At 50.7% G+C, this 26,335-nt stretch carries 18 protein-coding genes and 1 pseudogene; 18 read left to right on the forward strand and 1 reads right to left on the reverse strand.

Annotation, left to right across the window (positions count from 1 at the left end; all coding sequences use genetic code 11):
* Positions 1 to 164 precede the first annotated feature (164 nt).
* The gene (putP, locus tag LKE33_06665) at positions 165 to 1,658 is read right to left on the reverse strand and encodes a sodium/proline symporter PutP (protein ID MCH3950599.1); all 1,494 of its coding nucleotides are present in this window, start codon (positions 1,656 to 1,658) and stop codon (positions 165 to 167) included.
* A gap of 429 nt (positions 1,659 to 2,087) precedes the next feature.
* On the opposite strand from putP, the gene LKE33_06670 reads away from it, so the two are divergent.
* The 18 genes and pseudogenes from LKE33_06670 to LKE33_06755 all read left to right on the forward strand — a co-directional run bounded on the left by LKE33_06670 (position 2,088) and on the right by LKE33_06755 (position 26,324).
* Complete coding sequence (locus LKE33_06670; GenBank protein MCH3950600.1) at positions 2,088 to 2,516, forward strand: DUF1934 domain-containing protein; 429 nt, start codon at positions 2,088 to 2,090, stop codon at positions 2,514 to 2,516.
* Positions 2,506 to 4,164 (forward strand): arginine--tRNA ligase, encoded by a 1,659-nt coding sequence (gene argS, locus LKE33_06675; GenBank protein ID MCH3950601.1) that lies wholly within the window; start codon positions 2,506 to 2,508, stop codon positions 4,162 to 4,164. The genes LKE33_06670 and argS overlap by 11 nt, the downstream gene beginning before the upstream one ends.
* A gap of 29 nt (positions 4,165 to 4,193) precedes the next feature.
* Complete coding sequence (locus tag LKE33_06680) at positions 4,194 to 5,813, forward strand: CTP synthase (protein MCH3950602.1); 1,620 nt, start codon at positions 4,194 to 4,196, stop codon at positions 5,811 to 5,813.
* Positions 5,814 to 5,871: 58 nt separating this feature from the next.
* Positions 5,872 to 6,834, forward strand: a complete 963-nt coding sequence (gene glpX / locus LKE33_06685; protein ID MCH3950603.1) for a class II fructose-bisphosphatase — start codon at positions 5,872 to 5,874, stop codon at positions 6,832 to 6,834.
* Between the two features lie 97 nt (positions 6,835 to 6,931).
* The gene (gene mfd / locus LKE33_06690) at positions 6,932 to 10,207 is read left to right on the forward strand and encodes a transcription-repair coupling factor (GenBank protein MCH3950604.1); all 3,276 of its coding nucleotides are present in this window, start codon (positions 6,932 to 6,934) and stop codon (positions 10,205 to 10,207) included.
* A 62-nt stretch (positions 10,208 to 10,269) separates the two neighbouring features.
* Entirely contained in the window at positions 10,270 to 11,835 is a 1,566-nt protein-coding gene (locus tag LKE33_06695; protein MCH3950605.1) for a polysaccharide biosynthesis protein, read from the forward strand.
* The gene (gene mazG / locus LKE33_06700) at positions 11,828 to 12,622 is read left to right on the forward strand and encodes a nucleoside triphosphate pyrophosphohydrolase (GenBank protein ID MCH3950606.1); all 795 of its coding nucleotides are present in this window, start codon (positions 11,828 to 11,830) and stop codon (positions 12,620 to 12,622) included. Before LKE33_06695 ends, mazG begins: the two co-directional genes overlap by 8 nt.
* A gap of 98 nt (positions 12,623 to 12,720) precedes the next feature.
* Positions 12,721 to 12,996, forward strand: a complete 276-nt coding sequence (locus LKE33_06705; protein ID MCH3950607.1) for an HU family DNA-binding protein — start codon at positions 12,721 to 12,723, stop codon at positions 12,994 to 12,996.
* Between the two features lie 75 nt (positions 12,997 to 13,071).
* Positions 13,072 to 13,416 (forward strand): septum formation initiator family protein, encoded by a 345-nt coding sequence (locus LKE33_06710; protein MCH3950608.1) that lies wholly within the window; start codon positions 13,072 to 13,074, stop codon positions 13,414 to 13,416.
* 510 nt (positions 13,417 to 13,926) lie between these two features.
* On the forward strand, positions 13,927 to 14,427 hold the full coding sequence (locus LKE33_06715) for a S1 RNA-binding domain-containing protein (GenBank protein ID MCH3950609.1): 501 nt from the start codon (positions 13,927 to 13,929) through the stop codon (positions 14,425 to 14,427).
* 54 nt (positions 14,428 to 14,481) lie between these two features.
* A complete protein-coding gene (gene tilS / locus LKE33_06720) occupies positions 14,482 to 15,534 on the forward strand; it encodes a tRNA lysidine(34) synthetase TilS (protein ID MCH3950610.1) in 1,053 nt (350 codons plus the stop codon).
* Positions 15,518 to 16,057: a hypoxanthine phosphoribosyltransferase gene (hpt, locus tag LKE33_06725; GenBank protein ID MCH3950611.1), complete on the forward strand. Its 540-nt coding sequence runs from the start codon at positions 15,518 to 15,520 to the stop codon at positions 16,055 to 16,057. The genes tilS and hpt overlap by 17 nt, the downstream gene beginning before the upstream one ends.
* Positions 16,058 to 16,107: 50 nt before the next feature.
* On the forward strand, positions 16,108 to 18,042 hold the full coding sequence (gene ftsH / locus LKE33_06730) for an ATP-dependent zinc metalloprotease FtsH (GenBank protein ID MCH3950612.1): 1,935 nt from the start codon (positions 16,108 to 16,110) through the stop codon (positions 18,040 to 18,042).
* 354 nt (positions 18,043 to 18,396) lie between these two features.
* Positions 18,397 to 19,398 (forward strand): biotin--[acetyl-CoA-carboxylase] ligase, encoded by a 1,002-nt coding sequence (locus LKE33_06735; protein ID MCH3950613.1) that lies wholly within the window; start codon positions 18,397 to 18,399, stop codon positions 19,396 to 19,398.
* A gap of 472 nt (positions 19,399 to 19,870) precedes the next feature.
* A complete protein-coding gene (locus LKE33_06740; protein ID MCH3950614.1) occupies positions 19,871 to 20,641 on the forward strand; it encodes a type III pantothenate kinase in 771 nt (256 codons plus the stop codon).
* A 242-nt stretch (positions 20,642 to 20,883) separates the two neighbouring features.
* Complete coding sequence (dusB, locus tag LKE33_06745; GenBank protein MCH3950615.1) at positions 20,884 to 21,852, forward strand: tRNA dihydrouridine synthase DusB; 969 nt, start codon at positions 20,884 to 20,886, stop codon at positions 21,850 to 21,852.
* 441 nt (positions 21,853 to 22,293) lie between these two features.
* Entirely contained in the window at positions 22,294 to 25,299 is a 3,006-nt protein-coding gene (locus LKE33_06750) for a heavy metal translocating P-type ATPase (GenBank protein MCH3950616.1), read from the forward strand.
* 404 nt (positions 25,300 to 25,703) lie between these two features.
* Positions 25,704 to 26,324 (forward strand): annotated as a pseudogene (locus tag LKE33_06755) (IS1595-like element ISSag10 family transposase).
* Positions 26,325 to 26,335 lie beyond the last annotated feature (11 nt).

Below are 26,335 nucleotides of genomic sequence, written 5' to 3' on the forward strand. Positions count from 1 at the left end.
CCACTAGCCACTCTGCCACTGGCTAGACCAAAAGCTAAATGCACCTTTTTGCCGAATTTCTGCTATCTGCAGCCAGCTGCTAACTGCTGCCTGCTATCTGCCTAAAAAACTGGCCAAACAGGTATCCGACAGAAGTCGAGAATCCTATTTGGCCAGTTTTTTATTTAAGCAATGTCATTCTTATAAGCCTCTACAGCCTTATCATAGCCTTCCAGAATCATCTTATCCGGCTGCTTATCCATCAAGCTGACAATGGCGATGGCAGCAAGGGAAAGGAAGAAACCGGGGATAATTTCGTAGATACCTGTAAAGGACAGGAAATTCTTCCAGATGAGGACGGTCGTACCGCCGACAATAATACCTGCCAGCGCTCCGTTTGTCGTCATGCGGCGCCAGTAGAGGGAGAGCAGAACCAGCGGACCGAAGGCAGCACCAAAGCCGGCCCAGGCGTAGGAGACGATGGAGAGAATCAGGCTGTCCGGGTCAAGTGCCAGGAGAAGTGACAGCCCGGATACGACGATGATCATGATGCGGCTGACTCTTACCAGTTCTTTCGGGGAAGCATCCTTGCGAATCAGTGTCTTATAAAAATCCGTCGTAAAGGAGGAAGCCGCGACAAGCAGCTGACTGTCAGACGTACTCATGATAGCGCCGAGGATACCGGAAGTGATGATTCCGGCAAGCAGCGGATGGAAGAACAGCCCGCTCATTTTGATAAAAACGGTTTCCGAGGCTGAGCCCTTCAATACGTCACCCAGTACAACACGGCCGGTCAAACCGACGAGCACTGCCATGGCCAGGGAAATAATGACCCAGGTAACAGCGATGTGCGTAGCTTGTTTGATGCTCTTGGAAGATTTGATGGCCATGAACCGGACCAGGATGTGCGGCTGACCGAAATAACCGAAGCCCCAGCCGAGCAGGGAGATAATGGCCGTGAAGGTCATGACACTGCCGTCCGCTCCGAAAATCATGCTGAAATAATTCGGACTGATGGCTTCCAGCCGGGAAATCGTGGCGCCGACACCGCCGATGTAATACATGGCGGTTACCGGTACAATCAGGATAGAGAAGAACATCAGGAATCCCTGAAACAAGTCCGTCCAGCAGACAGCGGAAAAACCGCCCATCAGCGTGTAGAACACGACAATACCAGCTGTCAGGAACAGGGACTTATGATAATCCAGCCCGAAGGCCGTATTAAAGAGTTTGCCGCCGGCCACAAAACTGGACGACGTATAGATCAAGAAGAAAATAAAGATAAATACGGCAGAAGCGATGCGCAGCTTTTTACTGCTGTCGCAGAAACGGTTATCGAAGTATTCCGGCAGGGTGATGGAATTCTTCATAACTTGTGTGAAGACACGCAGTCTTCTCGCAGTGATGAGCCAGTTGGCCCAGGTACCGATAATGAGCCCGATAGCAATCCAGAAAGCTGAAATACCCGCTACGTAAGCGTAACCGGGAAGCCCCATCAGCATCCAGCCGCTCATGTCGGAGGTTTCCGCACTCATTGACGTGACCCATGGTCCCAGGGCGCGTCCGCCAAGTGCATAGCCTTCCATGTCTTCATCACGTTTATAAGTGACAAGTCCGATTGTAATCAAAATCAAAAAATAAATGCATATTGCAGCAATGACATACCAGTCAACCTTCATGAAAACAGCCACTTCCTCCCTTATATATGAAATTCATTATACATGAAGGAAAGAAGGGACGCAAGAAAAAGGCAGCAGGGAATCGCACTGCTCGGAAAAATTTTTCAGCCTTTTCAGGAGTGAAAACTCCTAATGCTTGCTGCGGCAGCCACAGCATAGTAATTGCCGCTGGTCTTTTTTTCTCTATTCTCTTGTTTCTCGGCCGTAATTATATTATAATGTCATATATTTGTTTGTGAGGGACTGGTGTGCTGAGCCGTTTTCTTAACAGGGCTTTTTCATGTCCAAAATAAGAAAATACCCTTTTGGAATGGATTTTCCATTCTTACATTTTGATATGGTTATATTACGAGGGATTGCTCTTGGAGTTTAGCGGCGCCAACCGGACCCGGGAAGCAATCTCTCTCTTATTGTGCATTCGGAGGCGTTATGGTTCCAGTTAAGATTACTATTCACAGTTTGACCAAGGGAACAGAGGAAGGACCTATGACCTTTGTGTCTTACGGAACGCTTACCGAAAAAAATAATACCGTTTACGTGCGGTACGAAGAAAGTGCTGTCACCGGCATGGAGGGAACGAAAACGACCCTGAAATGGGACGCTGACAGTCTTACAGTGATTCGTCATGGGAAGTATGAGCATCGTCAGCATTACGAAAGAGGACGCAATACTTCCTTTAACTATGTAACGCCGTATTTGACCGTGCCTATGGTTGTATTTACGCGGCTCATGACGTTTGAAAAAGGAGACGGCCGATGGGATCTGGCACTTGACTATGATGTCGATATTGACCAGAAATCCAACGGCAGTATCAGTTTGAAGATTGAAATTGAGGAGGAAAAAGTCAGTGGACATTAAGAAAGTATTGGCTGACGCGGTTACTGCTGCAGTCAAAAAGGCAATCGCGGCCGGAACGCTCAAGGAAGGTGAGCTGGATCCCGTCGTGTTGACTGTGCCCCCGCAGAAAGCTTTTGGTGATTTCGCGACAAACTTTGCCCTGCAGGCTGCTAAAAAACTGCATTGTGCACCTCGCGTGATTGCCGGGGCCATTCGGGATAACCTGAAATGTTCTGTTGTGGATAAGGTGGAAATCGCGGGACCAGGCTTCTTAAACTTTTATCTGCGTCCCGACTGGCTGTATCAGGCTCTTGCTGATATTTTGAAGCGCGGTGCCGACTACGGCAACCTGCCGAAGAAAAATGGCGAGAAGATTCAGATTGAATTCGTCAGTGCCAATCCAACGGGCCCGCTGCATGTAGGTCATGGCCGCGGCGCTGCCGTGGGAAGTGCGCTTGCCAACCTGATGAAGGCAGCCGGCTATGATGTGACGCGTGAATATTACATCAACGATGCAGGTAACCAGATGCATAACCTGGCAGCTTCCGTCAATGCCCGTTATCTGGAACTTTTCGGGATTCCCTGTGAGTTCCCGGAAAACGGCTACCACGGTGAAGATATCATCGATACGGCAAAGCGCATCAAGGCGAAGTACGGCGATAAATTTATTTCTATGCCGGAACCGGAACGCCTGGAAAAGTTCCAGACAATTGCCAAGGATGAGAAGCTGGCAGCCCTGCGGGAAGATCTGCAGGCATTTAACTGCGAGTTTGATGTCTGGTTCAGCGAACAAACCCTGCATGATTCCGGAAAAATCAAAGCGGCCGTTGAAACCCTGAAAGAGAAGGGGTATATTTATGAGAAGGACGGAGCCCTGTGGTTCAAGTCTACCGAATTTGGCGATGACAAGGACCGCGTCGTAATCCGTGATACCGGTGTTTCTACGTATTTTGCGGCAGATATTGCCTACCATCAGAACAAGTTCCAGAGAGGATTTGACCGAGTCATCAATCTCTGGGGTGCCGATCATCACGGTTACATCCCGAGAATGAAAGCCGCCATGCAGGCTCTGGGTTACAAGCCGGAACAGCTTGAAATCCTGATTCTCCAGATGGTCAGCCTGTACCGCAACGGCGAGCTGGTCAAGATGAGCAAACGTACGGGCAAGGCCGTGACGCTGAATGAATTGATTGAAGAAGTCGGTACCGATGCGGCCCGGTTCTTCTTCATCATGCGCAGCATCGACAGCCAGCTTGATTTTGACCTGACGCTTGCTACGGAACATTCCAATGACAACCCTGTGTATTATGTCCAGTACGCACATGCCCGCATCTGCAGCATCATGCGTCAGATGGAAGAAGAAAAAATTACCCTTCAGCCGGAGTGTGATCTTACGATCCTCAAGGAACCGGTGGAAGTGGATTTGATCAAGAAACTGAACTCGTACGAAGAACTGATTGAAACGGCAGCGGCCGAACGGGCCCCTCATAAGATTGCCCATTATGTCTATGAACTGGCCGGCCTTTTCCATTCTTTCTATAATCAGTGCCGTGTCCTGGGCGTCGATCCTGCTCTCCAGCAGGCACGTCTGGCACTTATTTCCGCAGTGGGGTATACGCTGCGTCATGGTTTGATGATCCTCGGTGTAAGCGCACCGGAACATATGTGATTTTGATTTAAGTACAAGGGAGGAACAAAATGACCAAGTATATTTTCGTAACGGGCGGTGTGGTATCGTCTTTGGGCAAGGGGATTACGGCAGCTTCTCTGGGCCGTCTGCTGAAAAGCAGAGGTTACAAGGTAACTATCCAGAAATTTGATCCGTATATCAATATTGACCCGGGTACGATGAGCCCTTATCAGCACGGTGAAGTTTTTGTTACCGATGACGGCGCGGAAACGGATCTGGATCTGGGCCACTATGAACGTTTTATTGATATCAATCTGACCCGTAACTCCAACGTAACGGCAGGCCGCATTTATCAATCTGTCATTGATAAGGAACGCCGCGGCGATTATCTGGGCCGTACGGTACAGGTCATTCCTCATATTACGAACGAAATCAAGGAACGTGTTTATCGCGTAGGCCGTCTTGAGAACGCTGACTTTGTCATTACCGAAATCGGCGGTACGGTCGGCGATATCGAAAGTGAACCGTTCATGGAAGCTATCCGCCAGGTCAAGAAAGACGTGGGCCGCGATGATGTGCTGTACATCCATGTAACGCTTGTTCCGTACATTGCGGCTGCCGGCGAACTGAAGACCAAACCGACCCAGCACAGTGTCAAGCAGCTGCGCAGTATCGGTATTACGCCGGATATCCTCGTTTGCCGCAGCGAACGTGAAATCAGCAAGGAAATGCGCGAAAAGATTTCCATGTTCTGCGATGTGGATACGGACGCCGTATTCCAGTCCATTACGGCAAAGAGCATTTATGAAGTACCTCTGCTGCTGCAGGAACAGGGACTGGACCGCGTTGTCCTGAGAAAGCTGGGCATGGAAGACAGACCGGCCGATATGGATGGCTGGCGCGAAATGGTCAAGAAGATCCTGGCTCCTCATGCCAAGAAATCCAAGATTGCCATCGTCGGCAAGTATGTAGAATTGCAGGATGCCTATATCAGCATTGTGGAAGCCCTGAAACATGCAAGCTTCAACAGTGACGCCGATGTGGACATCGAATATATCAATGCCAGCGACCTCGAAGATCAGGATGCAGATCTTGATGCCATCTTTGCAGGTGTCGATGGTATCCTGGTTCCGGGCGGTTTCGGCGACCGCGGTATCGAAGGCATGATTCGTGCCGTACAGTATGCCAGAGAAAAGAAGATTCCGTTCTTCGGTATCTGCCTCGGCATGCAGTGCGCTGTCATTGAGTATGCCCGCGATGTCTGCGGCATGAAGAAGGCCAACAGCACCGAATTTAATGAGGCAACTCCGTACCCTGTCATCTATCTGATGCCGGAACAGGTCAGCATCGAAATCAAGGGCGGTACGATGAGACTGGGCAAGTATCCCTGCAAGCTGAAGGAAGGCACGCATGCCTTTGAAGCTTACGGCACGGATATGATCAGTGAACGCCATCGTCATCGCTATGAAGTCAATAACGAATTGAAGGAAGAACTCTTCTCCCATGGCTTGATTGAAGCCGGCACGCTGCCTAACGGCAAGCTGACTGAAATTGTCGAACTGCCTGAGAGCGAACATCCTTGGTTCGTCGGCGTACAGTTCCATCCTGAACTGAAATCCCGTCCGACTCATCCGCATCCTCTTTTCAAGGCCTTTATCGCAGCCGCATTGGCCAACCAAAAGCATTGAAGGAATTTCCCGGAACAGGTATAATAAGAAGTAAGCTGACAAATTGGGAGGCGCAAAGATGAACAGAGAATTGTCTATGGAATTTGTAAGAGTTACAGAAGCAGCTGCCATGGCCAGCGGCCGTGGCGTGGGCCGCGGAGATAAGAACGGCATTGACCAGCTCGCCGTAGATGCAATGCGCAAGATGTTTGATACGGTTAACATCAGCGGTACGGTTGTCATCGGCGAAGGCGAAATGGATGAAGCTCCGATGCTCTATATCGGAGAACACGTTGGTGCCGGCGGTCCGGAAGTGGATATCGCTGTTGACCCGGTAGAAGGCACGAACCTGGTTGCAAAAGGCCAGAACGGCGCTATTGCCGTTATTGCAATTGCTCCGAAGGGCTGCCTGCTGCATGCTCCTGATATGTACATGGATAAGATTGCTGTAGGCCCGAGAGCCAAGGGCTGCATCAATATTGATGATCCGGTTGCTGTCAACCTGGAACGCGTAGCTAAGGCCATGGACCGTAAAGTATCCGACCTGACTGTTGTGGCTTTGGATCGTCCGCGTCATCGCAGCATCATTGAAGAAGTAAGAGCTGCCGGCGCTCGTATCCGTCTCATCTCTGACGGCGACGTAGACCCGATTATCAACGCAGGTATTGAAGGCACCGGTGTTCATATGTACATCGGCCGCGGCGGTGCTCCGGAAGGCGTTATCGCAGCTACCGGCCTGAAGTGCCTGGGCGGCGATATGCAGGCTCGCCTGTGCCCGGAAAATGAAGAACAGGTAGAACGCTGCCACAAGATGGGCATCACTGACCTGAAGAAAGTCCTCACCCTGGATGACCTTGTCAAAGGTGATGACTGCATGTTCACGGCATCGGCTATTACCAACTGCGATCTGCTGAGAGGCGTTAACTACTTCGGCAACGGCTGCCGTACCCATACGATTTCCATGCGTTATTCCACGGGCACGGTACGTTTCGTAGATGCTGTTCATACGTATGACCGCAGCAACATCAACGTAAAACTGTAATGAAATTTCAGGAAGCAGCCGTGGGGCTGTTTCCACAGGCTGCGGCAGATGCATATTGCATTTGGCCGCAGCTCTTCTTTTTGTGTGAAAATCATATATGGAACAAGAATTAATCAAGCTTTTACTGAAAGAAAAGAATATTCGCAAAGGGATCGATACGTGGAGAAGGACCTCCGGGCCCCTGACCTTCACCGGCTTGACAGGATCTGTCAAAGCCGGCTTTTTGGCTGCCATGATGACGGGCACCAGGGCGGAAGGCCCGCTTGTGATTTTGACGGCGAACCGGGAAAATGTCCGGAATCTTCGCCGGGAATTGACGTATTTTTACCCGGATCTTGCTATGCGGGAACTGTATCCGGCAAGTCTGGTTCACGGGCAGGTCGATACGCGCAACGAGGAAGTCATGGCGGAACGGGCCGCTTCTCTTGAAATGATTGCCAAGGAAGAACCGGGAATCATCTTTGTGACAGCCGAAGCGGCTATCCAGAAACTCCCCAGTCCGGAAAACTTTTTTCGCAAAAATATTACCGTGACGAGCGGCGCTGAAATTGACCGTGACGAACTGATTGAAAAACTGGTCAAGGAAGGATATGAAAGGACGGATCAGGTAGATACCATCGGTCAGATTTCTGTGCGCGGTGACATTCTCGATATCTTCCCGATTAACCAGAAAGACCCCATTCGTATGGAATGGTTCGATAACACGGTGGATGCTATCCGGCGTTTTAATCTGGCAGATCAGCGCAGCATCGGCGGTTTGACCCGGGTGGACATCATGCCGATTGCCCAGCCGGAAAACGAAGCTTCTTCCGATATTTTTGCCTACGTAAAGGAAGAACAGTTCTTTGTGCTCGACGAACCGGCTGCTTTCTTTGAAGAAGCTAAAAAGAGCTATAACGATAACCGGGAATTTGCGGACCAGCTCTTTACGGAAAAAGAACTGGAAGAGCGGGGAATCAAGGGACATGTAATTGTGGTGAGTGACTTGGGTCACAAATTTGCTCCCAAGGCTCCCAATATCCACATCCAGGTGCGTTCCATGGCACCTTATAACAAAAATACGGAACTGCTTGTCAAGGATCTCAAGGGCTGGATTGCTGACGGCGTGCATCCTCTCATTATGATGGGCACGCGGGATAAGGCGTTCGGTGTGGCCCAGGAACTGAAAAATCAGGGCGTACCCATGCAGTTTGTGCGCACCGGCACGCTTCTTCCGGAAACGGGCGGAGCTGTCTTCGAAGGCAGTCTGTCACGAGGCTTTAACTTTTGGGACGAAAACTGGCTCCTTCTGACGGAAGCTGATATTTTCGGCATGCAGAAACAGCGCCGCCAGAGAAAGCAGCGCGGAAAAGGCCCGTCTATCAATTATTTCTCCGATATCAAGGTCGGCGATTATGTCGTTCATGATACCCAGGGTATCGGCCGGTATCTGGGCGTCGAAACGATTGTCATCGACGGCGTTCACAGAGACTATCTCAAACTCCAGTATGCCAAGGGCGACAAACTCCACGTGCCGATTGAACAAGTCGGTCTGCTCCACAAATACGTCGGGAGCGAAGGGACGCCGCCGCGTCTTTCCAATATGGGACGCTCGGATTGGCAGCGTACGAAGAAAAAGGCCAAGAAGGCTATTACGCTTCTTGCGTCTGAATTGCTGCGCCTCTATGCCCAGCGTAAGATTACCAAAGGGCACGCTTTTTCGCCGGATACGCCCTGGCAGAAAGAATTTGAAGCGCAATTCCCTTACGAGGAAACACCGGATCAGCTGCAGGCTATCCGGGAAATTAAGGCGGATATGGAAAAACCGGTGCCCATGGATCGTCTGCTGTGCGGGGACGTTGGTTACGGCAAGACAGAAGTCGCCATCCGTGCTGCTTTTAAAGCTGTCATGGACGGCAAACAGGTTGCCGTGATGGCGCCGACGACAGTATTGGCCCAGCAGCACCTCCTGACCTTCCGGCAGCGCATGGAAAATTTCGGCGTCCGTATTGATATGCTGAGTCGTTTCCGTACTCCGAAGGAACAAAAAGCTATTCTTAAAAAACTGGAAGAGGGGCAGCTCGATATCATTATCGGGACGCATCGCCTTTTGCAGCCCGATGTACATTTCAAGGATATTGGTCTCCTCGTTATCGATGAAGAACAGCGCTTTGGCGTGGCGCAGAAAGAAAAAATCAAACAGTGGAGTGCCGGCATCGATGTACTGACCCTGTCAGCTACCCCGATTCCACGTACGCTCCACTTGGCGCTCGTCAAGGGCCGCGATATGAGTGTCATCGAGTCGCCTCCGGAAGATCGTCTGCCGGTAGAAACATATGTGGCAGAATATGACGAAGGCATGGTGAAGGAAGCCATCGAACGCGAAATTCGCCGCGGCGGCCGTGTTTACTATGTCCACAACCGGATTGAAGGACTGAGCTCCATCGCTGCCCGTCTGCGTGAACTGGTGCCCGGCATTACCATCGGCATCGGACACGGACGCATGACGGAAGACGAATTGGAAGATGTGATGATGGGCTTCTATCAGGGCGATTTCGATGTACTCCTCTGCACGACAATCATCGAAAACGGCCTTGACGTGCCTCTTGCCAATACGATTATCATCGACGGCGCAGAAAACTTCGGCCTGTCCCAGCTTTATCAGATGCGCGGCCGCGTGGGCCGTTCGTCCCGCTTGGCTTACGCGTATTTCCTCTACAAGAAAGACCGGGCCCTCACCGAAATCGCACAGAAACGTCTGCAGGCTATCCGCGACTTTACGGAACTCGGTGCCGGTTTCAAGATTGCTATGCGGGATCTGGAAATCCGCGGTGCCGGAAACCTTTTGGGACCGGAACAGCACGGACAGATTGCGGGTGTCGGCTTTGACCTCTACTGCCGCCTGCTCGAAGATACAATCAATGCCCTGCAGAGCGGAAAAACGGCGGAAGAACAGGTGCCGGATCCTGTTATCGATATGAAACTCGATGCCTACATCCCGGATGATTATATCGATAATCCCCGGTACAAGCTGGAAATTTACCATCGCCTGGCCGACATGAAGTACGAAGAAAGCAAGGATTTCATGGACGAAATCATCGACCGGTTCGGCACGCCGCCGGAGCAGATGGTGCTTTTGTGGCGTGTTGCTGCGCTGCGGGATCTCTGCCGGAAACTGCGCATTATCGGTATCTCTGTGCGTCCGGGAGCCATCCGCATTACTTTCGACCAGCATAGTACGGCCAATCCGGATGTGCTGAAGGACATGCTTCGCGAATATGTGCCCCGTGCAACGCTGAAAATGGGCAGTCAGCCGCTTTTTACACTTATTACGACTGGAATGAAGATCGAGCCTCTTACGTGGCTTGAAAAGAATATTCCGCGTCTTCTCTAAGAAAAGGGAGTTTTCCCTGGTCTTGAATAAAGCATCAGATGTCACCAGGAAGGGAGAAATCTATGGCTGACAAATTTGTCAAAGGAACATTGATCCTGACCGGAGCAGGGCTCATGGTCAAGATATTTGCATCCGTCAACCGGATTCTTTTATCCCGCCTTCTTGGCGGAGAGGGTATCGGGCTCTACCAGATTGCCTATCCTCTCTATAATTTCTTCGTCGGATTGTCGGCGGCCGGAATACCGGCGGCTATGTCCATCCTGATTTCCCGCCGGGCAGCCAGGAAAGAATGGGGAACGGCAAAGAGAACCTTTACGCTGTCTCTGGGTTTTCTGATTCTTGTTGGACTTTTGTTTGCACTCCTGGCCTATATGCTGGTGCCGCAGCTTATCGGGCATCATCTCATCAAGGACAGTCGGGCTTATCTGCCCATGATGGCCATGATACCTGCCATCGCCCTTGAAGTCCCGCTCTATGGGATGCGCGGCTATTTCCAGGGATTCCAGGAAATGGTACCGCCGGCCGCCTCGCAGATTTTTGAGCAGTTCGTCCGGGTTGTCGTGATGATCACCCTGGCTTTTCTGCTCGTACCGAGGGGACTTGCCTACGGCGCGGCAGGAGCTATCTTCGGAGCCGTTCCGGGGGCAGCTGCAGGAATTGCCCTGCTGATTTATTTTTATCACCGTCAGCAGCAAAAGTGGCATGCCGAGGCAAGGGAACTGAGCTGCCCGGGGGAAGTGCCTACAGCGCTCAGTACGGCCCGGGATCTGACGCTCCTTGCCGTACCTGTTGCCTGTGCGAATTTGATGGTGCCGCTGGTCAATCTGATTGAAATCATCCTGGTGCCGGACCGCCTTCTTGTCGCTGGTTTTACCATTGCCGAGTCGACAACGGCTCTGGGATATCTTTCGGGCATGGCGCTGCCTCTCGTCAACATGGGGACGATACCGACCAATTCCCTGGCCCTTTCGACGGTGCCTGCGATTTCTGAAGGTAAAGCGCTGGGCCGTAAGGATATTATTGCCGATAAGACCCGCCAGGCTTTCCGCTTTTTTATCCTGCTTAATCTGCCGGCCGCGGTGGGCGTAGCCGTGCTTGGGACCCCGCTGGCCAAGATGCTTTATAATGCGGGGCAGGCAGGCCCTGTGGTAACGGCCCTGGCACCTGCTATTTTCCTTCTGGGGCTGCATCAGGTGTCGGCTGCTGTCCTGCAGGGACTTGGATATACCAAGGCGCCTATGATCAATATGCTGCTCAGCCTCATCGTAAAGGTCGGGATTTTGTGGGTGCTGGTGGCAAATCCGCTGTACCATATCCTCGGAGCGGCCTGGGCCACGGACTTGAACTTGCTGACAGCCAGTATTTTGAATCTTTTGTTCCTGTATTCCAAAACGCGGCTGTCGCTTCCGTGGAAGACGCTTGCCCGGACTGCCGTCAGCAGTCTTTTGATGGGGGCTGCTGCGTGGGCAGCGTGGGGTTTGCTGCGCCCTGTCTGCGGCGGGACGGCAGGAACACTTCTTGCTGTGCTGGCTGGAGCCATCGTTTATGCTTTACTTATTGTCGTGACAGGTGAAATTCGTATAAGCGAAGTCCGGAACATGATCCGGAGGAGGAGAAAACATGGCTGAGAAAAAAGGAGAAGGGGTCATGGACATTAAGCCCCTCGATAAAGTAATAAAAACTCTCAGGGCGCCTCACGGCTGTCCCTGGGACCGGATCCAGACCCATCGCAGCATGCGGCGGGAGCTTGTGGAAGAAGTCTACGAACTGCTGGAAGCTATTGACGAAGAGGATACGGACGGAATGCGCGAAGAACTGGGCGACGTGATGATGCAGGTCGTCTTTCATGCCCGCCTTGCCGAGGAAGAAGGCCTCTTTACGATGCAGGACGTCATTGATGATGTCGTTAAAAAGCTGATTCACCGTCATCCTCATGTCTATGGCACTATCGAAGTCAGCGACACGGGAGAAGTCCTGAAAAACTGGGAAGCCATCAAAGCGGGTGAGAAAAAAGAGCGGACGAGTGCTCTTGACGGCATTGCCAGGGGACTGCCTGCTTTGATGCGCGCTTATAAACTAAGTGCCCGGGCTGCAGGAAAAGGTTTTGCCTGGCCCGAAGCTGAAGACGCCCGAAAAAAGGTGATGGAAGAACTGAATGAGTTAGAGGCTGCTAAGCAGGCAAAAAATATGGACGCTATGGAAGATGAACTTGGTGACGTATTTTTTGCCCTCTCTGTGTATGCAAGGATGCTTGGACTTGAACCGGAAACGGCTTTAAACAGGGCAAATAACAAGTTTGAAAAAAGATTTCGCTCTATGGAAAAAATTCTGAAATCCGAACATCGGGACATGGAAAAACTGTCAATTTCGGAACTTTTACAGCTTTGGAAGCGTGCAAAAGCGGAAAATCTCTAGGAAAATTAAAAAAAAACGTGCATTTTTATTTAGATTGTGATACCATAACGATAGCCAAGCGCCATAAGGCGCAATTAGTTTTTAGGAGGAACTTAGTTATGAACAAAAGTGAACTGATTTCTGAAGTTGCGTCTAAGACTGCTCTGCCTAAGAAAGACGCTGAAAAGGCTGTAAATGCTTTCATTGATACCGTGAAGGAAGCAATCGCTAAGAAGGATAAAGTTCAGCTGATTGGCTTTGGTACTTTCGAAGCTCGCGTTCGCGAAGCTCGTACCGGCAAGAACCCTCGTACTCATGAACCTATCAAGATTCCGAAGGCCACTGTTCCTGCTTTCAAAGCTGGCAAAGCTTTCAAGGATGCTGTCAACAAATAATGCGTTTGGAAAACAACCTGATGCCTTCGGTATCGGGTTGTTTTTTTCATGGTACCGCAAACAGGGAGAGAGGTTATGATGGTTACCGGAAAACGAAAGAAAGCGGAAAGCAGGAAGCGGTCACTTGGGACGTTCGTTTTCTGCCTGGTTATGGCACTTCTTATGGTTCGTGCCGGTTATCGAGTCTATACCCTGTTTCAGGTTCACCAGGAAACGGTAAAGACCGAGCAGAAGATCGAACAGCTGAAGGCTGAAAATGCCAAGCTTGAGCAAGAAAGAGATAATCTGAGCGATCCGCAGTATATCGAAAAGGTTGCCCGTGACGAGCATAATATGGTCGGGAAGAAAGAAATTCCTTTATTCCTGGTGGATGATAGTAAAAAGAACGAGCAGACCAAGGACGCTGCCGGGAAAAAATAAATAAAGAGCTGCCGCTTAAAGCGGTGGCTCTTTGTTTATAACGGAACGGATCGCAGGCCGCCTTAATTAAGCCAAACCGTAAGGTTTGGAATTCCTCTAGGACCTCCTTTCAAGCCGCTTCGCGGCTTCGAAAGGGGGGAACCGCAGTCAGCACTGACGGTAGGAAGCGCTGACGATAGCGGTGGAGGATAGCTTCTTTTCCTTCCGCTCGGAAGGAAAAAAGTGGGGGGGGAGGAAAGTAAGGCAATGGAAACAGCCTGCGGCAAGTGGTGAACCACTCTGCCGAAGGCCGGGCTGCCGGCCATCTGCCAAAGGCTGAAGGCGCTTTTTTATCGCTTTTCCTCTGTCTGCAGCTATCGGCTGCCGGCTTGACTGCCATCTGCCATATTTTGATTGTAAAAAATCTCCAAAAAGTTTGAAAATACGCATCACTGGGGACTTGACGACGAATCGGCGACAAATGTATAATTGTTAACGTAACACGAATTTAAAGGAGGATGTCTTTGACCTATGGCTTTGGAAAAAGGCGCAATTGTAGAAGGTGTTGTCACTGGAATCACTAATTTTGGGGCGTTCGTTCAACTCCCTGAAAACAAGGTAGGCTTGATACATATTTCCGAGGTATCCAATGTCTTCGTCAAAGATGTACATGACTTCCTGAAAGTGAAAGACAAGGTAAGGGTAAAGGTCGTATCCATCGACGATAAAGGCAAAATCGGTCTGTCTATCAAGGCCCTTATGCCTCCGGCACCGCATCGTCAGTATGGCGATAAACCCTTTGAAAATCGCCATGGCGGCGAAAAACATTTTGGGGACAGAAAACCCGGAGAAAAGCATTTTGGTGACCGCAAGTTCGGTGACCGCGCCGGCGGAGCTCCCAGAAACTCCGGACCGATGAGCTTCGAAGATAAGCTTTCCCGTTTCCTGAAGGAAAGCGATGACCGCCTGCTGGATCTAAAAAGGAATACCGAGTCCAAACGGGGCGGCCGGGGTGCCCGCAGAGGAGATTAATCAAACGCAAAGGTACTTCTGCGGAAGTACCTTTCTCTTTATTGAGGTGAAAATATGGGATTGTTGGAAGAAAGCCTGATCGGGCTGGTGCGGCGGTCTGCCCTGTGGAAACCGGGTACGCCCGCGGTGGCTGCCTGTTCCGGCGGGGCGGATTCCCTCGCCCTCACCGACGTGATGGCCAAGGCGGCCGAGGCGGATGATGTCCAGGTGATTGTAGCTCATGTGCAGCACCATCTGCGCGGCGAAGAGGCAGAAGCAGATGCCGCTTTTGTGGCAGACTACGCCCGGGAACGCGGCCTTGAGTTTTACCGGGCCGATGTGGAACCGGCAGAGCTGGCTGATGCCGAAGGTCTTTCCCTAGAGGACGCAGCGCGCCGCCTGCGTTATGAAGCACTGGAAGCCTGCCGCAGTAAATATGATGCATCCGGCATTTTCCTGGCTCATCATCGCGATGATCAGGCAGAGACCGTGCTGCTCAATCTGCTCCGCGGCGCCGGAACGAGAGGACTGCGGGGTATGCTTGCAGTCAGTGGTTATCTGGCCCGGCCTTTCCTGGAGATTTCCCGCAAAGATACGGAGCTGTACTGCGAGGAAGAAGGCCTTGCCTACAGAACCGACAGTACGAACTCCGATGAAACTTTGAAACGCAACTGGATCCGGAGACAGCTGCTGCCGCTTCTGGAAACCCAGAATCCCCAGATTAAGAAGCATCTTGCCCAGCTGGCCGATGTCGCCGCCGAGGATGAGGCTTATCTGGAACGTCAGGCACTGCGGTACCTGAACGCCTATGGCCGTGATGTGTTTGGCACGTACGACGTAGGTGTAGGATCTGATTTTGAAGTACTTCCGCTGGCACTTAAACGCAGCATTATTCGCGTGATGGTGCGCCGTGTGGGCGGCGGGGAACTTTCTTATGACCATGTCAAAAAAATACTTGAACTCATTGCCAGGGGTACCAGCGGCAAGGCGCTGGATGTGCCCGGGCATGTCCGTCTCATTTATTTGAACGGACGGTTGATGGCGGGAAAAAATGAACGGTCCCGGGAAGAAGAAAGGGCCGCCAAGCTTGCAAAAAAGGAGCAACAGAGAAATGCATCCCAATCTTGAAAAGATTTTGATTGACGAAAAGACCCTGAAGACGAGAATTGCCGAAATGGCAAAGGAAATCAGTGAGGACTACAAGGGGGAAGAAGTGCTGGTCATCGGCCTCCTGAAAGGGGCTGCTTATTTCCTGACAGAACTGACCCAGCATATGACCGTACCGACGCAAATCGATTTTATCAAAGCGTCTTCCTACGGTTCCGGTACGTCTACGACGGGCAAGGTCAATATTCAGTTTGATACTTCCCGTAACCTTGCGGGCAAGAATGTCCTGATTGTGGATGATGTAGTAGATTCCGGCCTGACGCTGAAGGCTGTGAGAGAACTTTTTGCTCAGCGCAATTGCAAGAGCATTAAGCTGGCGGCCATGCTTGACAAGAAGGAACGCCGTCTCGTAAAGATGGTTCCTGATTATTACGGATTCATCATCCCTGATGAATTTGTAGTCGGCTTTGGCCTTGATTATGCGGAAGATTACCGGACGCTGCCGTATATCGGCGTTTTAAAGCGTTCCGTCTATGAAAAATGATATTAAAAATATAAATCCTATTCGATAAGGATGGGAGGTAGGAGGAAACAGTGACAAAATTTTTTCGCAATTTGCTTTTCTACCTGCTCATTCTGATTCTCGGTCTGTGGATTTTTGAATATTACAATTCTCCCAGTACGCCGAAGAATGAAATGAGCTATTCAACGTTCATGAGGGAAGTCGAGGATGATGACGTCACCACGGTGACCATCATCGATAATACGACAATCAGAGGCAAACTCAAGAACGGTACCGAATTCACGACTATCGCTCCGCGGGATGACAAAATGGTAGAAACCCTGCGGAATAAGAACGTAGAAATCAATGCGCAGCTGCCGCCTCAGCCGTCGCTTCTGAGCAATATCCTGACGTCGATTCTGCCCATGATCATCATTGTGGTGCTGTGGTTCTTCATGATGAACAACGCCCAGGGCGGAGGCAGCCGTGTCATGTCCTTTGGCAAGAGTAAAGCCAAACTGTACGGGGACGGTAAGAGCAAGGTGACGTTCCGTGATGTGGCCGGTGCAGATGAAGCCAAGCAGGAACTGGAAGAAGTCGTGGAATTCCTGCGGGCTCCGCAGAAATATAATCAGCTGGGTGCCAAGATTCCAAAGGGCGTGCTGCTCTACGGACCTCCTGGTACCGGTAAGACGCTGCTGGCAAGAGCCGTAGCCGGTGAAGCCGGCGTGCCTTTCTTCAGCATCAGTGGTTCCGACTTCGTGGAAATGTTCGTCGGTGTCGGTGCTTCCCGCGTCCGTGACCTCTTTGATCAGGCGAAGAAGAACGCGCCCTGCATCGTCTTCATCGATGAAATCGATGCTGTCGGGCGCCAGAGAGGTGCCGGACTTGGCGGAGGCCACGATGAACGTGAACAGACGCTGAACCAGCTCCTCGTGGAGATGGATGGCTTTAGTGCTAATGAAGGCATTATTATGATTGCCGCGACCAACCGTCCGGATATTCTTGATCCGGCGCTTCTGCGTCCGGGCCGTTTCGACCGTCAGATTGTCGTCGACAAGCCTGATATTCGCGGACGTAAGGCAATTTTGAAGGTTCATACGAAGGGTAAACCAATCGATTCGACGGTAGACCTCGATGTCATTGCCCGCCGTACGCCGGGCTTTACGGGCGCGGACCTGGCAAACCTTGTCAACGAAGGTGCCCTGCTGGCGGCCCGTCATAATCAGATGACAATTACGATGAGTGATATGGAAGAAGCTGCCGAACGCGTCATGATGGGGCCGGAAAGAAAAAGCCGTGTCATGAGTGATGAGGAAAAACGTCTGACCGCTTACCATGAAGGCGGTCACGCTCTTGTCGGTATGCTCCTTGACCACACGGACCCCGTGCATAAGGTTACGATTATCCCTCGCGGCCGTGCCGGCGGTTATACGCTCAGCCTCCCGAAGGAAGATCGTTACTATGCAACTCGCAGCGAACTTCTGGATGAGCTGAAAGTGCTTTTGGGCGGCCGTGTCGCTGAGGCACTGGTACTGCACGAAATTTCGAGCGGAGCCAGCAACGATCTGCAGCGTGCTACGGAGCTTGCCCGGGATATGACGTGCGAATATGGTATGAGTGAAGTGCTCGGTGCCGTTACGTTCGGCCACCGCAATAAACAGGTCTTCCTCGGACGGGATATGGGTCAGCAGAACCAGGTCAGCGAGGAAGTAGCTGCCACGGTGGACCGTGAAATCCGCCGCTTTATTGATGAAGCTTACGAAGGCACCGTCAAGGTCATTTCCGAGAACATCGATAAACTCCATTTGATCGCCAAGAATCTGATGGAACGGGAAACTCTGGAAGAGCATGAATTGCAGGAACTTATGAAATACGGCCATATCCTTGAAAAGGGAGAGCTGCCGCCGGAAGCAGATACCACTTCGGAACCGAAGCCGGTAACTGAAACTCCTGAACCGGCAGAAGACGCCGGAACTGCAGACAAAGCACCCGAAACGGCTTTGAACGATATTCCTCAAGTATAGAATAAATAAAGGGCGCTTTGGCGCCCTTTATTTATAGGCAAACCGACGAAGGAGGTTTGCCCATTCCTCTGTAACCTCCTTCCACGCAGTCGGAAGGAGGAGGCCGCTGTGCGGCGGAGGATAGCTATTTGGCAAGCGAACCGAAGGCTTGACGTTTTTCTGTAACCTCCTTCCACGCAGTCGGAAGGAGGAGGCCGCTGTGCGGCGGAGGATAGCTATTTGTCAAGCAAACCGAAGGTTTGCCATTCCTCTACAACATCCTTCCACGCAGTCGGAAGGAAAACTATAGTTAGAGGTTACATTGATGTACGAAGTTGGGATAAGAGGAAACGAAATCATAGGGGATGACATGATATGCGGACAGAAATCTTGAAAATTTTACGGGAAAAGGCTCCGGAACCTGTATCCGGTCAGGAATTGGCGGATAAGCTCGGAATCACGAGAACCGCGGTGTGGAAACATATCCAAAGCCTTAAAAAAATGGGATATGAAATTGAAGCCCATACGAAGAAGGGGTATATCTTCATTTCAGCACCGGATAAGCTGCTTCCGGAAGAAATCGGGCGCGTACTGCATACAAAGTTTGTCGGCCGCCATATTTGTTATCAGGATACGGTGCGTTCAACCAACGAAATTCTGAAGCAGCTGGCTGGCAATGGCGCTGAAGATGGTACCCTTTGCGTAGCAGAAGAACAGACCGGCGGGAAGGGCCGTCTGTCTCGCGGCTGGTTCAGTCCTTACGGAAAAGGACTGTGGTTTTCTTTACTTCTCAAACCGTCCTTCCTGCCGCAGGAAGCTCCCAAAATGACGCTCCTTGCTGCCGTAGCCGTTGTACGTGCTATTCGGGAATGCTGCGGTGTTGACGCCATGATCAAATGGCCGAACGATGTCCTGCTTGACGGCCGCAAACTCGTAGGTATCCTGACAGAAATGAGTGCCGAATTCGGACATATCAATTTCCTTGTTGTTGGTATTGGCATCAATGTCTGCGTGCCGAAGGAAATGGTTCCGGAAAACTTGCGGGATTCCGCTGTTTCCATTGCGGATATTGCGGGTCATCCGATTGACAGAGTAGCTCTTCTTGGCAAAGTGCTTGATTATTTCGAAGAGTACTATGAACGGGTTCTCAAGGAAGGATTCCAGCCTGTTTTTGATAAATGGCGTGAATATTCGACGACACTTGGCCGCATGGTCAAAGTTGTTTCACCGGATAAGACCTACCTCGGTACGGCTATAGATATCGACCCTGATGGAGCACTTCTGGTCCGCAAGGAAGATGGTGTTGTGGAGAAAGTGCTGGCTGGGGATGTTTCCATTCGCCCGGCATCAGGCAAAGGGAAATATAATTTTAATTGAACGAGTTAGGGGTTGTGAAAAATAAAAAGCGCTTTTGGCTTTTTGCCTATGGCGTTTAGCCTAGGCGCTGGAAGATGACAAAGTGGCTGGTGGCTAGCCAATAGTGGTTAGTACCAAAGTGTTGGAAGTAATTCATTTAGCGGATTCTGAAAGAAGAATTACAGCAGCAGTTAATTTAGCCTTCGGTAAAGAAGTCACCCGCAAGTGGCCCCTCTTCAAGGCCGCGCTGTGGCGTCGGAGAGGGTCTCCTTGGTCATTTTTCTTCCACGGGCGACATGCGGCCAGCGACCGGCGACCTGCGTAAAAGGGATTGTGAAATAGTGCGTATGCATTATTTCACAGTCCCTTTTTCTTTAAAAAAGGTTGCACCTTTGTTTAATTTTGGTATAATAGAAACGTTTATGGGCCTAGTTCAAGAGGCGGCAGACCCGAATATACGGAATAGATCCTGTATTTTTGGAGGAAAGTCGAAATGTTAATGGTAATGGATGTCGGCAATACGAACATTGTAGTAGGTGTCCACGACGGCAAAGAGTGGCTCGCTCACTGGCGGCTGTCCAGCAGTCGTTCTCGTACGTCCGACGAATTCGGAATCTTACTTGGCAGCATGTTTAACTATACGGGTGTGGAGATGGGTGATGTTACGCACATCATTATTTCTACGGTTGTGCCGCCGCTGCTTGTTCCTTTGTGCAACATGTGCAAGCGTTACTTCCATGTTACGCCTTTTGTTGTAACAAGCGAAATCAACACCGGCCTGAAGCTCGATTATGATCATCCTAATGAAATCGGTGCTGACCGCATTGTTAACGCTGTGGCAGCTCACCATATGTACGGGGACAAGGGCAATCTGATCATCATCGATTTCGGTACGGCAACTACATTCTGCGCGCTGCGTCCGGATGGGGAATACCTGGGCGGTGCGATTGCCCCGGGCATCGGGATTTCTACGGAAGCCCTCTTCCAGAAAGCTGCAAAATTGCCGCGTATTGAACTGATTAAACCACCTAAGACCATTTGTCATGATACGATTCATGCAATGCGTTCCGGCGTGATTTTCGGGTTTGTCGGCCAGATGGACGGCATCATCACCCGCATGAAAGAAGAATTGGGCGGACAGGCCTTCGTCGTTGTAACGGGTGGGTTTGGCCGGCTGATGGCTTCTGAATCCAAACTCGTTGATGTAGTCGAACCGAACCTGACGCTCGAAGGGCTGCGCATCCTGCATGAGATGAACAGCTGATTGGAAGCAAAGCAGATTCCCGTTTTTGAATTAGTTCGGAAATGGGAATCTTTTTTATTGACTTCTCAGGTGCATGTCGCTGGCCGCGGGTCGCATTGTGGGAAGCAAAATTGCTGCAGCAATTTTGCAATTATCATAATAAAACAGGCTCTTAAATAGGGGCTAAACTAAATGCTAAATGCGCTTTTTATCCTTGCTATCGGCTAACTGCCAACAGCTTGCTTTTCCAGGAAGGAGAAACCATGTTCAATCAATTGGTACTGGCAAAGATTCCGGTCGTGCTTGCCCCCATGGCAGGGGTTACGGATTTACCGTTCCGGGTTATCTGTCGGGAAGAGGGAGCCGATTATACGGTGTCCGAAATGGTAAGTGCCAAGGCACTTCTGTTCCGCAACCAAAAGACCTTTGCCATGCTGCGTATCGATCCGCATGAGCACCCGACAGCCATTCAGCTCTTTGGTTCCGTGCCGGCGGAGATGGCTGCGGCAGGCAAGATTGTTGAGGAAAGCGGCGCTGATATCATCGATGTGAATATGGGTTGTCCTGTACACAAAATTGTAGCTAACGGAGAGGGTTCAGCCTTGATGAAAGATCCGCAGCGGGCTTATGCGATTCTGGCCGCTCTTGTCGATGCCGTGAGCGTTCCCGTGACCGTAAAAATTCGGGCCGGATGGGACGATGCTCATCAAAATGCTGCTGAAATTGCACAGCTTGCGGAAAAAGCGGGCTGCGCCGCCGTAGCGGTTCATGGCAGGACACGCTCTCAGTTTTATCAGGGCAAGGCCGATTGGAAAATCATCCGGACCGTCAAGGAAAGCGTTTCCATTCCGGTTTTTGGCAACGGTGACATCTTTTCTGCTGATGACGCTCTGCGCATGAAGAAAGAAACGGGCTGTGACGGCGTTATGATTGCCCGCGGGGCACAAGGGAATCCCTGGATTTTTCGGGAAGTGAAGGCGGCTTTTGAGGGCCGTCCTGTTCCAGCCGTTACTCTTGAGGAACGCTTCGCCATGATTCGACGCCATCTCCGCGACCTTATCGCATTTAAAGGTGAACGGATTGCGGTCAGGGAAATGCGTCATCATGGGGCATGCTACTTATCAGGGCTGCCGCACAGCGCCTATTACCGCAATGCAATCAACCAAACTCAGACACAGGAAGGCCTCCTGGCCGTCCTCGATGAATATGAACAAAAACTCCTGTTGGATTAAACCGACAGGAGTTTTTAATAGTAGAAATTTCAAAAATAAAAGCACCAGTCCTCTTATTCGCCCAAGTTAAGCCAAACCGTAAGGTTTGGAATTCCTCTGCCACCTCCGTCCTTTAGGAAGGAGGGTGGACCACGAAGTGGTGGAGGAAGGTAAGAGGAGAACCGCAGTCAGCACTGACGGGAGGAAGCACTGACGCGTGTGGTGGAGGATCGTTTTTTCTTTCGACTCCGCCTTTGCGGCCGCAGCCTGTTCATTTGATCCCTTGCTGCCGCAGGCGAGCTTGTACTAACCACGATTTCACTGACTACTTTCTTTTACGAATTTATAGTAAAAAACTATGATTTTCCCATTGACAAATGAAACTCATTCGGTTAATATAAGCATAAAGACAATACCTAGGTAGGGTATTAGCGATAGAGCTTTCGAAGGAGGTATCCTCTTATGAAACAATTTAAGGTCGAGGGTATGACATGTGCATCGTGTCAGGCCCACGTTGAAAAGGCCGTAGCGTCTGTTCCGGGCGTCAAGTCCGTTTCTGTTTCCCTGCTGACGAACAGCATGGGTGTGGAAGGAACCGCTGCGGATGAAGCTATTATCAAAGCTGTAGAAGATGCCGGGTATGGCGCCGCTCCTAAGGATGGGACAGCTGTATCCAAGAAGGCGGCTGAAGAAGACGCCCTGAAGGATACGGAGACGCCGAAACTGAAGCGTCGTCTCGCTTATTCTATAGGTTTCCTGCTCGTATTGATGTACCTCACCATGGGGCACAACATGTTGAATTTCCCTCTCCCGGCGTTCCTCGAAGGAAATCTCTTCGGAATGGGCATTACACAGATGCTCCTGGCCCTCATTGTGATGTTCATCAATAGAGCATTCTTCGTCAGCGGTTTCAAGAGCTTGCGTCACCTGGCTCCGAACATGGATACGCTCGTCGCTCTGGGCAGCGGGGTTTCTTTCCTCTGGAGTCTTTACGTACTCTATAATCTGACGTATCTGAGCAGTCAGGGCTGGGCCTACAGCGAACTCTTCCCGATTTATCGGTCGGATCTGTATTTTGAATCGGCAGCCATGATCCCTGCTCTTATCACTGTCGGCAAGACACTCGAATCAATTTCCAAGGGCCGTACGACGGATGCCCTCAAAGGGCTCATGAAGCTGTCCCCAAAGACAGCTGTCCTTCTCATTGACGGCAAGGAACAGACCGTTCCTATCGAGACGGTCAAAGCGGGAGATATCTTCGTTGTCCGTCCCGGTGAAAATATCCCTGTCGACGGCGAAGTCATCAAAGGTGAAAGTGCTGTCAATGAAGCGGCTCTGACAGGCGAAAGCCTGCCGGTTGATAAGAAGCCGGGCGACAAGGTCCAGACGGCTACGACGAACCAGTCCGGATACCTGGAATGCCGCGCAACCCGCGTCGGCGAGGACACGACCCTTTCGCAGATTATTAAACTTGTCAGCGATGCTTCGGCAACGAAGGCCCCGATTGCCCGTATTGCCGATAAGGTTTCCATGTACTTTGTTCCGACCATCATCGGTCTGGCTGTCATCGCAACCATCGGCTGGCTTGTGGCAGGGGCTACCGTAGGACAGGCTATTGCCCGCGGTATTGCTATCCTCGTCATTGCCTGCCCGTGCGCTCTGGGTCTCGCAACACCGGTTGCTATCATGGTTGGCAACGGCGTCGGTGCTAAAAACGGCATCCTCTTTAAGACGTCCGAATCCCTTGAAGTGGCAGGGAAGGTCAGCATTGTAGCACTTGATAAGACGGGAACCATCACTAAAGGGGAACCGAAGGTGACGGACATTGTTCCTGCTGCCGGCGTCTCCGAAGCAGAGCTCCTGGAAGCTGCTAATGATCTTGAACAAAAATCCGAGCATCCTCTGGCTCGTGCTATCGTTGAAGAGGCAGAAAATCGGAATCTTACGGCTCACCCCGTGGATCAGTTCTCCATCCTGCCGGGCAACGGCCTGACAGCGCAGCGGGAAGGGAGCAAGCTGATCGGCGGCAGCCTTTCTTATATCAAATCTGTGACGGCTCTTGATAAGAGCCTTGAAGAAAAGGCGGAAGAACTGGCCGGCCGCGGCCGTACGCCGCTTCTCTTTGCCCGCGATGGTTCTCCTTTGGGTATCATTGCCGTCGCTGATGTTATCAAGGAAGATTCTCCGAAGGCCATTAAGGAACTGCAGAATATGGGCATCACGGTTGTTATGCTGACCGGCGATAATGAAAAGACCGCTGCAAGCATTGGCCGTGAAGCCGGTGTGGACCGCGTCATTGCCGGTGTCCTCCCTGATGGGAAGGAATCTGTCATCCGTGAGCTCCAGAAATACGGAAAAGTTGCTATGGTCGGTGACGGTATCAACGATGCACCTGCTCTTACGCGGGCTGATATCGGCATTGCCATTGGAGCCGGTGCCGATGTAGCCATTGATTCAGCCGATATCGTCCTCATGAACAGCAAACTTACCGATGTTTCGGCTGCCGTTCGCCTCAGCCGGAGTACCGTCAGAAATATCCATGAAAACCTCTTCTGGGCGTTCTTCTATAACATGATCTGCATTCCTCTTGCCGCCGGTCTTGTCGCCGGTATCAAGATGAACCCGATGGTAGGTGCCGCGGCGATGAGTCTTTCAAGCTTCACGGTATGCATGAATGCACTGCGTCTTAACCTTACGAAGGTTCATGATCCCAGTGGGGATAAGAAGCGTCAGGGCGTGACTATTGGTGAAGTCAAAGTCGCAAGACCGGCCGTCAAGGCAGTTCCTCAGGCCGCAAAAGCTGTAGAGGAGGCAGACCTTGTCGTAACGGGTATGACTTGCGAACACTGCGAAGCTCACGTGAAAAAAGCCTTGGAAGACCTCTCCGGTATTGAAAGTGCCAAGGCAGATCACACGACGAATAACGTTCACGTAGCGCTGAGTGCACCACTTGATGAAAAGGCTGTAAAGGAAGCCATTACGAATGCCGGCTACACCTATGAAGGCGTGAAGGCTAAAGCCGAACCGAAGACGGAAGAAGCTGACCTCGTTGTGACGGGTATGATGTGCGCCCACTGCGAAGGTACCGTGAAAAAGGCCCTGGAGGGACTTTCCGGTATCGTAAGCGCCCAGGCGGATCATACGAAGAATAATGTTCACGTGACGTTCAGTGCGCCTCTTGATGAAAAGACTGTCAAAGAAGCTGTTGCCAAGGCGGGTTATACCTATGAAGGTATGGCCCCTGCGGCAAAGGGCGCCGGCGAATCGGCCCTGACTCTCCACGTGACGGGTATGATGTGTGCCCACTGCGAAGGCCGTGTCAAGAAGGCTCTCGAAAGTCTTCCTGAAATCAAGGAAGCTGTCCCTAATCATGAAACGGGAGAAGTAGCTGTGACATTGACGGGACCGTTCCCGAAGGAAGCCGCTCAGAAAGCAATTGAGAAGGCGGGGTATGAACTCGTCTCTTAAAAAAGAACGCGAGTCGCAGGCCGCTGGCCGCACTGTAGGAAACAAACCGTAAACGGTTAAAAAATGAAAACAGAGTGAAGCGATGAAAAGTCGTTCCACTCTGTTTTTTTGTGTGTGTAAAAATTTACTAGCTGCGGGGCACCGTTTGCTGAGGCATGAGTCAGGGTTTTTAGACACGCTCCGTAAAGAAAAATTCAGGTTTGAGAACAAATAAATCCGGGTTGAGGACAGTAATGAATTGTGAATTTTTTGTGAACTCGTGTACACGAAAAATAAGTCAAAGGAAAAAATCCAAGGTTTTTATCAGAATAGGAATTGTTATTAAAACAGAATATCCAATATTTTAAGAGTATTTTTTTGTACTTTAAAAATAAAGAAAACGTTAAATTCCATTTGCAGAGTTGAATATGGCAGACGATGTTACCCTTGACGGCATTATTGAGGCTGACGAAACTTTTTTCGCCATCTCGTACAAGGGCAATCATAGCAAGAGTAAGACATTTGCTATGCCACGCAAGGCTCATAAGCGTGGTCATTCTACACATATCAGAGGCTTGTCCCAAGAAAAGGTATGTGTTCCTTGTGCGGTTAATAGGAATGGCTTGTCTATCTCCAAGATTACGAATACTGGTAGAGTTTCTACAAGAGATTTACATCATATTTATGATGGTAGGATTAAGACCAATTCCACTCTTGTTACGGACAAGATGAACTCCTATGTGAGATTTACAAATGCCAATGGCATTGACCTTGTGCAGTTAAAGACTGGCAAAGCCAAGAAAGGCATTTATAATATCCAACATATCAATAGCTACCATAGCCAGCTAAAGAGGTTTATGCGTGGCTTTAACGGTGTTTCTACCAAGTATCTGAACAACTATCTTGTGTGGAATAACCTTGTAAATTACGCCAAAGAAAGCGACATGGAGAAAAGGAACATCTTCTTAACTTTTGTTTTGGCAACATTGAAAACTGCTAAATGCAGAGATTTATCAAACAGACCAGCAGTTCCTCTGGTCGCCTAATTAGAATTTGT

Origin of the sequence: Acidaminococcus sp. (assembly GCA_022482815.1) — a bacterium.
Lineage (GTDB): Bacteria > Bacillota > Negativicutes > Acidaminococcales > Acidaminococcaceae > Acidaminococcus.

Coding starts and splice junctions, on each gene's coding strand:
- LKE33_06670 (MCH3950600.1), top strand. CDS start 2,088: ATGGTTCCAGTTAAGATTACTATTCACAGTTTGACCAAGGGAACAGAG.
- LKE33_06750 (MCH3950616.1), top strand. CDS start 22,294: ATGAAACAATTTAAGGTCGAGGGTATGACATGTGCATCGTGTCAGGCC.
- glpX (MCH3950603.1), top strand. CDS start 5,872: ATGAACAGAGAATTGTCTATGGAATTTGTAAGAGTTACAGAAGCAGCT.
- LKE33_06740 (MCH3950614.1), top strand. CDS start 19,871: ATGTTAATGGTAATGGATGTCGGCAATACGAACATTGTAGTAGGTGTC.
- LKE33_06680 (MCH3950602.1), top strand. CDS start 4,194: ATGACCAAGTATATTTTCGTAACGGGCGGTGTGGTATCGTCTTTGGGC.
- putP (MCH3950599.1), bottom strand. CDS start 1,658: ATGAAGGTTGACTGGTATGTCATTGCTGCAATATGCATTTATTTTTTG.
- LKE33_06705 (MCH3950607.1), top strand. CDS start 12,721: ATGAACAAAAGTGAACTGATTTCTGAAGTTGCGTCTAAGACTGCTCTG.
- LKE33_06710 (MCH3950608.1), top strand. CDS start 13,072: ATGATGGTTACCGGAAAACGAAAGAAAGCGGAAAGCAGGAAGCGGTCA.
- tilS (MCH3950610.1), top strand. CDS start 14,482: ATGGGATTGTTGGAAGAAAGCCTGATCGGGCTGGTGCGGCGGTCTGCC.
- LKE33_06695 (MCH3950605.1), top strand. CDS start 10,270: ATGGCTGACAAATTTGTCAAAGGAACATTGATCCTGACCGGAGCAGGG.
- dusB (MCH3950615.1), top strand. CDS start 20,884: ATGTTCAATCAATTGGTACTGGCAAAGATTCCGGTCGTGCTTGCCCCC.
- LKE33_06715 (MCH3950609.1), top strand. CDS start 13,927: ATGGCTTTGGAAAAAGGCGCAATTGTAGAAGGTGTTGTCACTGGAATC.
- mazG (MCH3950606.1), top strand. CDS start 11,828: ATGGCTGAGAAAAAAGGAGAAGGGGTCATGGACATTAAGCCCCTCGAT.
- mfd (MCH3950604.1), top strand. CDS start 6,932: ATGGAACAAGAATTAATCAAGCTTTTACTGAAAGAAAAGAATATTCGC.
- hpt (MCH3950611.1), top strand. CDS start 15,518: ATGCATCCCAATCTTGAAAAGATTTTGATTGACGAAAAGACCCTGAAG.
- LKE33_06735 (MCH3950613.1), top strand. CDS start 18,397: ATGCGGACAGAAATCTTGAAAATTTTACGGGAAAAGGCTCCGGAACCT.